This is a genomic window from Pseudomonas brassicacearum (genome assembly GCF_003732175.1).
GTDB classification, from domain to species: Bacteria; Pseudomonadota; Gammaproteobacteria; order Pseudomonadales; family Pseudomonadaceae; genus Aquipseudomonas; species Aquipseudomonas brassicacearum_G.
Genome location: NZ_MOBI01000039.1, coordinates 68167 through 78405 on the forward strand (window position 1 = coordinate 68167; position 10239 = coordinate 78405).

At 64.5% G+C, this 10239-nt stretch carries 3 protein-coding genes; 1 reads left to right on the plus strand and 2 read right to left on the minus strand.

All coding sequences use genetic code 11. From position 1 onward, the window contains the following. Positions 1-16 precede the first annotated feature (16 nt). Both BK658_RS28735 and BK658_RS28740 read right to left on the minus strand, forming a co-directional pair. On the minus strand, positions 17-8572 hold the full coding sequence (locus tag BK658_RS28735; protein ID WP_259740161.1) for a glycoside hydrolase family 94 protein: 8556 nt from the start codon (positions 8570-8572) through the stop codon (positions 17-19). Beyond that, on the minus strand, positions 8569-8727 hold the full coding sequence (locus BK658_RS28740) for a DUF3309 family protein (protein ID WP_123585261.1): 159 nt from the start codon (positions 8725-8727) through the stop codon (positions 8569-8571). Before BK658_RS28740 ends, BK658_RS28735 begins: the two co-directional genes overlap by 4 nt. A gap of 358 nt (positions 8728-9085) precedes the next feature. On the opposite strand from BK658_RS28740, the gene BK658_RS28745 reads away from it, so the two are divergent. After that, positions 9086-10141 carry a tetratricopeptide repeat protein gene (locus BK658_RS28745; protein ID WP_123585262.1) on the plus strand — a complete coding sequence of 352 codons (1056 nt, stop codon included), beginning with the start codon at positions 9086-9088 and terminating at the stop codon, positions 10139-10141. Positions 10142-10239 lie beyond the last annotated feature (98 nt).

A 10239-nucleotide genomic window follows, 5' to 3' on the forward strand; every position in this document is an offset into this window, starting at 1 on the left:
TGCGCCAGCGTACCCATCAGAGAACAAGCTCCAGGCGATGCGCGCATCCGTCCAGCGGCACGCGAACGGCCCCTTGCTCGCAGGTCTGCAGTACCCCATCGAGCAGCACCTGCTCGAGGCCCCGGCAACGTCGTCCGGCCGACTTCAGACTGATCGTGTAGTCGCTGCCGTCCAGCATCAGGTGGGCTTCGAAACCCGGCCAGTGACGCGGGATGCAGGGATCGACAACGAGGAACGCTCCCTCGCGGCGCAACCCCAGAATCCCCTCCACGCCGGCGCGGTACATCCAGCCGGCCGAGCCGGTGTACCAGGTCCAGCCACCCCGGCCGATATGCGGCGCAACGGAATAGACATCCGCGGCGATCACATAAGGTTCGACCTTGTAGCGCTCGACCTGCTCTGGCGTACGCGCATGGTTGATCGGGTTGAGCAGCGCGAACAGCTCGACGGCCTTGTCACCCTCCTCGAGTCGGGTCAACGCCAGAATCGTCCACATCGCCGCATGGCTGTACTGCCCGCCATTCTCGCGCAGGCCTGGTGGGTAGCCTTTGATATAGCCCGGGTCAAGCGGCGTGTGCGCGAACGGTGGCGTGAACAGCAGCGCCACGCCGTCCTTGCGACGAATCAGCAGACGCTCCAGCGAGGCCATCGCCAGCCTGGCCCGGGCGGGATCGGCGCCACCTGAGAGTACCGCCCAGGACTGCGCGATGGAGTCGATCCGACATTCCTCGCACGCCGCCGAGCCGAGCCAGGTGCCATCGTCAAACGTCGCCCGGCGATACCAGTCGCCATCCCAGGCCTCACGCTCCAACGCTTCGCGCAACACCTCCGCATGCGCCCGCCACCGCCCGGCACGCTGATCATCGCGGCCATCGGCCAAGGGCGCAAAACTTTCCAGGGTGCTCAATAGCAACCAACCGAGCCAGACACTCTCGCCCTGCCCGCCCGCGCCGACCCGGTTCATTCCGTCGTTCCAGTCGCCGCTGCCGATCAGCGGCAAGCCGTGGACACCGGTCAGTGCCAGACACTGGTCGAGACCACGGGCGCAATGTTCGAAGAGCGAAGCCGACTCGTCCGCGGGCATCGGCTGGAAGAACGCGTCGCTTTCGCTGGGGTGCAAGTGCCGCCCTTCTATGAACGGTACGCTCTCGTCCAGCACCCCGGCATCCCCGGAGGACGTGACATAGTTGGCGCAGGCGAAGGCCAGCCAGACACGATCATCGGAAATTCGCGTACGGACCCCCTGCCCCGACTGCGGTAACCACCAGTGCTGCACATCGCCCTCGACAAACTGCCGGGCGGCAGCACGCAGCAGATGACACCGGGTTTGCGCCGGACGCGCGAATGCCAGTGCCATGCAGTCTTGCAACTGGTCGCGGAAGCCATAGGCACCGCTGGCCTGATAGAACGCCGAACGAGCCCAGATGCGGCAGGCCAGGGTCTGGTAGAGCAGCCAGCCGTTGAGCAGGATATCCAGGGCACGGTCCGGCGTGCGTACCTGGACTGCACCGAGCACCTCGTCCCAGTGCCGTTTGACCGCTGCAAGTACCTCGTCCAGGTCACGCTCGCGGTAACGCAGAACCAGCTCCCGGGCAGTGTCGGTCGACTCGGCCTGCCCCAGCAAGGCCAGCACCTCGACAGACTCGCCGGGGGCCAGCTCGACGACGCACTGCAGCACCGCGCACGGGTCCAGACCGGCACCGCAGGCCCCGGAGAGCGATGCTCTACCAAGCAACGCCTGGGGAGCCGCCGGCCCGCCATGGCGACCGAGGAATTCGCGGCGGTCGGCGGTCCAGGCGCTTTGCCGGCCGCCGAGATCCGCGAATGCCACCCGTCCCGGGAAAGCGATACTCCATGGGTTGTGCGCCAGCAGCATGCCACTGGCGGCGTCGATCTCCGTTCGGATGAACGGCCCGGTGGTCCCGCGCGAAGTGCCAAGCACCCATTCCACATAGGCCGTCACCGACAGTCGACGTGGCCGCCCGGACAGATTGCGCAGGGTCAGTCGGGAAATTTTCAAGGGCTCGTCGAGAGGCACATACTGCAGCAATTGTGTCTGAATACCGTACGCCACATGGTTGAAGCGGCTGTAGCCGAAGCCGTGCGCCGCGCGGTAGACGCCGTCGTCGCGGATCGGCTGCGCGGTGGGGCTCCAAAGCTGGTGACTGTCCTCGTCACGGATATACAGCGCCTCGCCCGCCGGGTCGACGACAGGGTCATTGGACCAGGGGGTGAGTTGGTTCTCACGGCTGTTCTCGGCCCAGGTGTAGCCACTGCCATGCGCCGCTACCTGGAAGCCGAACGCCGGGTTGGCGATCACATTGATCCACGGCGCGGGCGTCGTCTGGTCGCGCTCAAGCGTGATCAGGTATTCCCGCCCATTGCAATCAAAGCCTCCCAGGCCATTGAAGAACTCCAGGCCGTCATCCCCGACCGGTGCTTGCGGCAACGGCCACACCGGCATTGATGGAGGCTGGCGGGCGGCAATCCAGTTGCGCGGCGCAGGCATTGGCAGGCGCGCGAGCTGGTCTGCAATGGAACCACGATGGGCGATCACCTCGACTCGCGCCACGGCTTGCAACAACGCCCGTGTTTCAACGGTCATCAGGTCGGCTCGCAATGTGTAGACCGCACCGCGCAGGCGCTCCTCGCCAAAGTGCAGACGAGACTGAGTGCTGCGCACTGCAGTTTCTATCGCCTCCTGCAGGTCTTGCACATAGGACGACGCCCGTTCGTTGAGGATGATCAGGTCGACGTGCAGGCCCTTCATCCGCCAGTATTCACGGGCACGCAGAAGCTGACGGACCTGGGCGAGGTCCTCGACCTCGTCGATGCGCAACAGGACCATCGGCAGGTCACCAGAAATCCCTAACGGCCACAGCCCCGACTGGCACCCCGCCCCCCGTATGATGGCGGGTGCCGACGCGCGAAAACGTGGATCGGCATAGAGAATCGGCGCGGCCAGGCGCTGGAAGTCCGCCGCCTCCTCGGAGTTGATGCCAAGGTCGCGCAACTGCACCTGGGCCTGAGTCCAGGCCAGGGTCTTGGCGCGCTCGAAGGCATTGCGTTCATGGTGCTTGTCGATCAGATCCAGTAATGCCTCCCGCGAGCTTGCGATCACCGTCCAGAAGGCTACCCGCGCTACTTTACCGGGTCCAACCCGCAGGCGTTGACGCAAGGAAAAGATCGGGTCGAGCACCGTCCCCTGGCTGTTCGACAGCGCTCGATGCCCGGTGATCGCCAGCGCCTCGCGCACACTACGGTTGCGGCCAAGGAAACGCACGCGGTCGGACTCGTACTGCGTGTCAGCGATCAGCTCGCCTTCCACCACCACGAAGTGCGCCGCCCATATTGGCGTTTCCTCCGGTCCTCGCGGACGCCGAGTGGCGACCAGTGCCGTGAATTCGGCGAGGTATTCGGTCTGCACGAACATTCGCGAGAAAACCGGATGCGCGCTGTCAGCGACCCGGGTCGCCAGGACCACTTCGGCATAGGAGGTCAGCTCGATGTCGCGTGGCCGGCGCCCGTTGTTGATCAGCGAAACTCGTCGCACTTCGCCGTCGTCCTCGCCGGACACCAGCACTTCCAGGCTGGTCACCAGCGAGCCTTGGCGATGGATGAACTCGGCCTGATCCTCTTTAAACAGCACCTCGCCGTTTTCCACGTCGCGGCCGCTAGGCTGCAGCGTCGCCGACCAGGCTTCCCCGCTCTGGGTGTCACGCAGGAAGATGAAGCTGCCCCAGTCATCGCAGGTGGCGTCTTCACGCCAGCGCGTCACGTCGATATCGCCCCAACGACTGTAACCGCCGCCTGCCGAGGTGAGCATCAGTGCGTAGCGGCCGTTGGAAAGCAGATGGGTGATCGGCGCGCCGCCTCCCGCAGTGATGCGCCGCTGGGTCGGTGTTTCGCTACGGCCCTCGGTCGCGGAAACCGTCACCTCTTCGGCCCGTGGATGCGCCAGCACTACGTCCCGTGGCACGCGCTCCTGCAGCAGCAGATCGCAGGCCTGGATCATCGGTTCGCGGTGGAAGCGACAGCGCATCCTGCCATCGTGCAAGGTATTGGCGATGGCGACGATAGTCATGCCCTGATGGTGGGCCATAAAGCAGCGAACGATCGCCACACTCTCGTCATCCGGAAGCCGTGAGCGGGTGAAGTCCAGAGCCTCGTAGAAGCCATAGCGGCCCTGCGCGCCCATCCCGGCCAGCCGCTCGTAATTGCGGCGCGCCGCCTGCGGATCGATCATCGCCGCCAGGCCGGTTGCATAGGGCGCGATCACCACATTCTCGGACAGCCCGCGCTTGAGGCCAAGCCCGGGCACGCCGAAGTTGGAGTACTGATAGGTGAATTCCAGGTCGCGGGCGTTGTAGGCGGACTCCGAGATCCCCCAGGGGATGCCCAACGAACGGCCGTAGGATTCCTGCAACGCCACCACCAGGCGATTGCTCTGCTCCAGCAGACTGCCAGCCGGCGCACGCATCACCAGCGACGGCATCAGGTATTCAAACATCGAACCGGACCAGGATATCAGCGCTGAGCCGCCGGGAACCGGCGTTGCGGTGCGCCCGAGGCGGAACCAGTGACGAGTCGGGGCATCCCCCTTGGCAATGGCGAACAGGCTGGCCAGTCGTGCTTCCGAGGCGAGCAAGTCATAGCAGTTCGGATCAAGGCGATTGTCGGCCTGGGAGTAGCCGATCGACAGCAGCTTGCGTTCGGGGTCGAGCAGGAAGCCGAAGTCCATTGCCCCGGCCATCGCCCGGGCTGTATCGGCGAGGGTCTGCAAGCGCTGCGCCAGTGTCGACCGCGCCTCATCCGGCAACGTGCGGTCGCGCAGGTGTTCGGCCACTGCCTTGCGCAGCGCTTCGACCCAGAACAGCAGGTCATCGCCCTCGCCGACCGGAGCGACCCTGACGGCCACCTTGACGGCCTTCTCGGTCAGCCGCTTCAGATTCGGCAGCCGTCCGTCGAACGCTTGCAGCCCCGCCAAATAGACGCGGACGTCCTCCAGGTCTTCGCGCAGTTGCCGCAGCGGCTCGCCCCCCGCGCCCGACAGCCTGGCGATGGCCTCCTGGACCAGCCACAGGTCGTCCATCAGGCCGCGGCAGGCCTCCTGCGCCGCCAACGGGCTTTCCCGCCACTCCTCGCAGGCGTTGGCGAGCACGATCAGGTGCCCGGCGAAGTTGCCGCTATCGACCGACGACACATAGGCTGGATCCAGGGCGCGCAGGTCGCGGGTCGCATACCAGTTGAAAAAATGCCCACGGTAGCGCGGCAGCTTCTCCAGGGTTGCCATAGTCGCTTCCAGGCGTTCAAGCGTCTCCATGCTGCCGGCCCAGCCAAAGTCGCGGGCAGCGACTGCCGAGAGCAGGTAGAGCCCGATATTGGTCGGCGAGGTGCGGTGTGCGAGCACCGGTTTGGGCTGTTCCTGGAAATTGTCCGGCGGCAGCAGGTTATCCTCCGCTGTGACGAAGGTTTCGAAGAAGCGCCAAGTGTGTCGAGCGGTCAGGCGCAAGGCATGCGCGTCCAGCGGCGAAGCCGTGCGCTGGCGGGCGACCTTCGATGGCCGGCTGCTGAGCAGAGCCAGCGCTGGCGCCGCCAGCCAGAGCAATGCCAGTGGCCCGACCAGCGGCCAGGAACTCGGCACTAAGGCCAGCCCGGCGGCGCTCATCAGCAGCGCCAGCACGGTGCCACCGGCCATCTGTCGGTAGCTGCCGCTCAGGTCTGGCAATGGGCAGCTGGAGGTCTGCGCGGCGGTGGTCCATTCGAGCAGGTGATCGTGGCTGGAGAACACCCGCATCAAGGTGCGTCCGATAGCATCACCCATGCGCCATGCAAGGTCCGCCAAAAAGGCCAGCGAGAGCACAATCTGCAGAATCGCGCGGCGCAGGTCGGCACCGAGCATACCGAAGTGGTTCCGCAGACGGATGCCGCGTCGCTGCGGCAGCAGGGAGCAGACGCTCGGCAGCAGGGCCGGGATCATCAGAGTCGCCAGCACGAACAGTGTAGCGAGCAGCGCCAGGGGCAACGGCAGCCACCAGCAGAACACCAGACTGGCCAGGGCGAAGGGCGCGAACAACGAGCGACGCAGGTTATCGAACATCTTGCAGCGACCAACCAGCGGTACCGCCTGGGGCCCCGTCCAGTGTCCGAACACCCACGGCAGCAATTGCCAATCGCCGCGCGTCCAGCGGTACAGACGCTTGGCGGTGACATCGAAGCGCGCCGGGGACTCCTCGACCACTTCGACATCCGAAGCCAGGCCGGCGCGGGCGAAGATGCCCTCGAACAGATCATGACTGAGCAGCCGGTTGTCGCCGACCCGGCCACCGAGCGCGGCTTCGAAGGCATCCACATCATAGATACCCTTACCGGTGTAGGAGCCTTCGCCGAAGAGGTCCTGGTAAACATCCGAAACCGCCGCCGCGTAGGGATCCATGCCGCCTGGACCGGAGAACACCCGCTGGTAAAAGGAACCCTTGCCGCCCAGCGGCAGAGAGGGCGTGACCCGTGGCTGGAGGATCGCGTAGCCGCTGACGATGCGCTTCAGCGCGGCGTCGAAACGTGGGTGGTTCAACGGGTGGGCCATCTTGCCAATCAGCCGTAGCGCGGCCTCTCGCGGAAGACGGGTATCGGCGTCAAGGGTGATCACGTAGCGCACCCCGGACGGCACGTGCGGTGCCTCGCCGGCGATGGGCATGAAACTCGTCTCGCCGCCCCCACGCAACAAACGGTTTAGCTCGTGCAGTTTGCCGCGCTTGCGTTCCCAGCCCATCCAGCACTGCTCGCTGGCATTGAACAAGCGTCGCCGACAAAGCAAGAAGAAGCGCTGGCCGCCGGGCCCGGGCCCATAGCGGCGATTCAGCTGTCCGATCGCCTCGGCAGCCACCGTCAGCAGGTGCTCATCGCTATCGAGCTCCTCCTGCTGCGCATCGACGCCATCGGCCAGCAGGGCAAAGGCCAGATCACCGCCGATGCCCGCCAGATGGTGGACCTCCAGCCGCTCGATCTGCTCCAACAGGTCGGCTTCGCTGGTCAACAGCGTCGGCACTGCGATCAGCGTACGTAGCGCCGGCGGCACGCCGGCGGACAACTCCAGCCCCGGCAGGGTGATGGCGCCGAAACTCCAGGTGATCACGCGATTGACCAGCGCCGTGGCCACCTCGGTGACCGGCACGAACATCGACAGCAGGAACAACAGGATCCAGCCAACAGCCACGGACGGCACCGCCAAGGCCCAAGCCATTAGTGCCAGCAGCAGCGCGGTCAGCAAGAAAATGCCGCCAACATAGCCGCCGATGCCCAGGCGAATGTTGAAGCGGCTGATGCGTAGGCGCAGGGGCGCGCGAAAGCCCATGGCCCGCTCCAGCGCCGGGCGTCCCTCGGCGATCAGGTGGTAACCAGGATCGCTCGCCCGCCCGCCCCACTCCTCGCCCTGCTCCGCGCTCTCGGCCAGGAGGGAGGCCTCCAGGGCCCGGTCGGCGACCTCCAGTTCCGAGAGCGCCGAGCCTCGCGCCAGTTGCTCGATGGCGCTGCGATACAAGTTGCGCGTCGGGAAGTCCATGAGGGCAAACGCACTGCCTGCACGCAAGCGCGCATCGACCAGGCTGACGCTTTCAAACAGCTTGGCCCAGTCAGTATCGGAAATCAGCCGCATGCTGGTGATGATGTTGCGTACTGTGACATTCGAGGCGCCCTGGCGTTGCTGGGCATGCTGCACGACGTCCTCGATGCTAACGCCCTGTTCTTGCAGGCGTTCGTCCAGCCAGCCCAGTGCCGGGGTCGTACGCGGATCCTGATCGCGCAGGCGTTTGGCGAGGTGGGCGGCGAACAGCTCGGGCAACGGCCCCAGCGGGCGCGCGGCGATATCCGCCAGCGCCGCAAGGGCGCTGGCGGGTTCGAGTAAACGATCGGCCAGCTCGTCGGCGTCCGCGCGGGCCACACGGCCGTCGTTGATCTGCTCGGCGAGTCGGCGCAGGTTCTCGATCAGGACAATACGCAGGGTGATCGCCACAGCCCACAACTCGCCGATGGTCAGCGGCTGGACCCGCTGGTAGGCGTCGATGAAACATCGCAGCATTTCGAGGTCGAGATGGCTGTCGGTATGCGCGACGAAAGCCCAGGCCAGGCCGAAGACCCGCGGGTAGCCGGCGAACGGTCCCTCGGCAAGCTTCGGCAACTGGCGGTAGTAGCCGGGTGGCAGATCATCCCGGATCTCCCGGATCTGCTCCTCGACGATATGGTAGTTGTCCAGCAGCCATTCGGCGGCGGGCACCACGCTCTGGCCGCTCTCGAGCTCCGCGGCGCTCGCCCGGTAGGCGGCGAGCAGGATCGCAGCATTGTCGTCAAGGCGCACATGTAAGGACAGTACGGCGGGTGGCCTGGGCGTTACCCGCTGGGCGACGGCCAGGCTCGCGGCATGTTGCTCAAGCCGCTCAATACCGAAAAGCGCCTCACGTACTGGCGCGTGGTCACTCCACGGTGGTGACGCAGAGCGCAGCCCAAACGCCCGGCGCAGGATCGAACGCATCGATACCGCTGCGCTGTCCAGTCCTGCCAGGCCCCTGTCAGTCAAAGCCGTCCCATCAAGAGCAGCACGATGACGATGACCAGCACAATACCCAACCCACTGGTGGGTGCGTATCCCCAATTCCTGCTATGCGGCCAACTCGGGAAAGCGCCGATCAGTAGCAGAATGAGGATGATTACCACAATTGTGCCCAAGCTCATGACTATCTCCTCGGACCCATGGAAAAGCGGGTTTGCTGGCTGTCACTCAGAGAGCATCCGGCCAACTGACGGACACCAGATTGCTCATCTTCATGGGGATAAGTCTGTACGTTGACGTACATAGTCCGTGAGGGACCGCAATACCTCGCCTCGACGCTGCTTGAACAGCGTCCTGCAACAAAAGTAATCCTTGGCCACGGCCTCTGGACGCGCTGTCAGCAAGCTGACGAGACGTGAGAGGTTTCAGCTCGACTTAAGCCCATCAAGCATGCGTTTAACCACGTCCCGGGTTTGACTCGCAGCGCCAGCTGACCGATGCTGGCAGCCTTGCAAACACTGTCAGATTCCGGATTCCTGCATGCCCATGCCTCGCCGCTACCTGTACATCAGCCTGCTTGTCCTGTTTACCGTCGGCATTGCCTGGTTTTCTCTGCGCAGTACGACGCCCCAGGTGCCCCCTGCGATCAAGCAGGGCTATCACGACGCCATGGAAAAGGCCCGTAACGGCCAACCCGGTGCGGCGCGAGTGCTCTATCAGCAGCTGGCACGTCCGGACTTGTCGGATACGCGCCGTGTCCTGTTGCATGCCGAACTGCCGAATTACCCTAGCCCGCAGGCACTGAAACTGGCAGACGCGGACCTGCAAAACCCTGTGGTCGAGGTTCGCCAGGCGGCGATCAAAAGCATCGTCGGGCTGGTGCCCAACGGCCAACGCAGCTTGTTGCTCGGGCCATTGCTCGACGACCATGAGCAAGCCGTGCGTTTTGCCACCGCGAACGCGTTGTTGGGGCTTTCGCCGGATGATCTGGGGTTGTACTTCGGCCCTTTGCAGCAGGTCATCGATGAATACGAACACTCGTTGAAAAGTCAGCCTGAAAGCGCCGAGACCCAATACCAACTGGCTCGCCTGCACCTGCACAACGCTGAAGTGAAAGCAGCACAACAGGCGCTCGATCAGACCTTGCGCCTGGATCCGGGCAACTTGCCCGCGCTGGTGATGCAGATCGAGGTGCTGGATAAGCAGGGTCAGGTCGATGCCGCCCAACAAATGCTCGCCAGACAGTTGCAGGCCCAACCTGACTCCGCCTACCTGCAGCATGCTTTAGGGTTGTGGTTGCTGCATCACGGACAAAATGAGCTGGCCTTGCTCGGCCTTTCAAAAGCGGTAGAGCTTGCGCCCGACAACAGGGAATACCGCTACGACCTGGCAACCACCTTGCATGGCCAGGAAGAACTCGAAGCCGCGCAAAAGCAGCTTCAAGAAATCGTTCAGCGTCACCCGGCCGATCGCAAGGCGCGGGTAACGCTGATCAACTACTGGAAGGAAAGCGGCCAGCTGCAGAATGTTCAGGTGCTGCTGGCACAGCTTGAGCAGATGAATCCGGATGACCCGGCGTTGCAGCAGGGGCTCTAAAAGACCACAAGATTCGATAGATGCGCTGTGGGGCTTACGAAAGCACTGATCGTTCCCACGCTCTGCGTCACTAGTGTCCGGTAAAACTCTCTCATAGC

Bases quoted from the DNA above. Each gene is read 5' to 3' on its own strand.
- BK658_RS28740 (WP_123585261.1), bottom strand. From the start codon at position 8,727: ATGAGCTTGGGCACAATTGTGGTAATCATCCTCATTCTGCTACTGATC.
- BK658_RS28745 (WP_123585262.1), top strand. From the start codon at position 9,086: ATGCCCATGCCTCGCCGCTACCTGTACATCAGCCTGCTTGTCCTGTTT.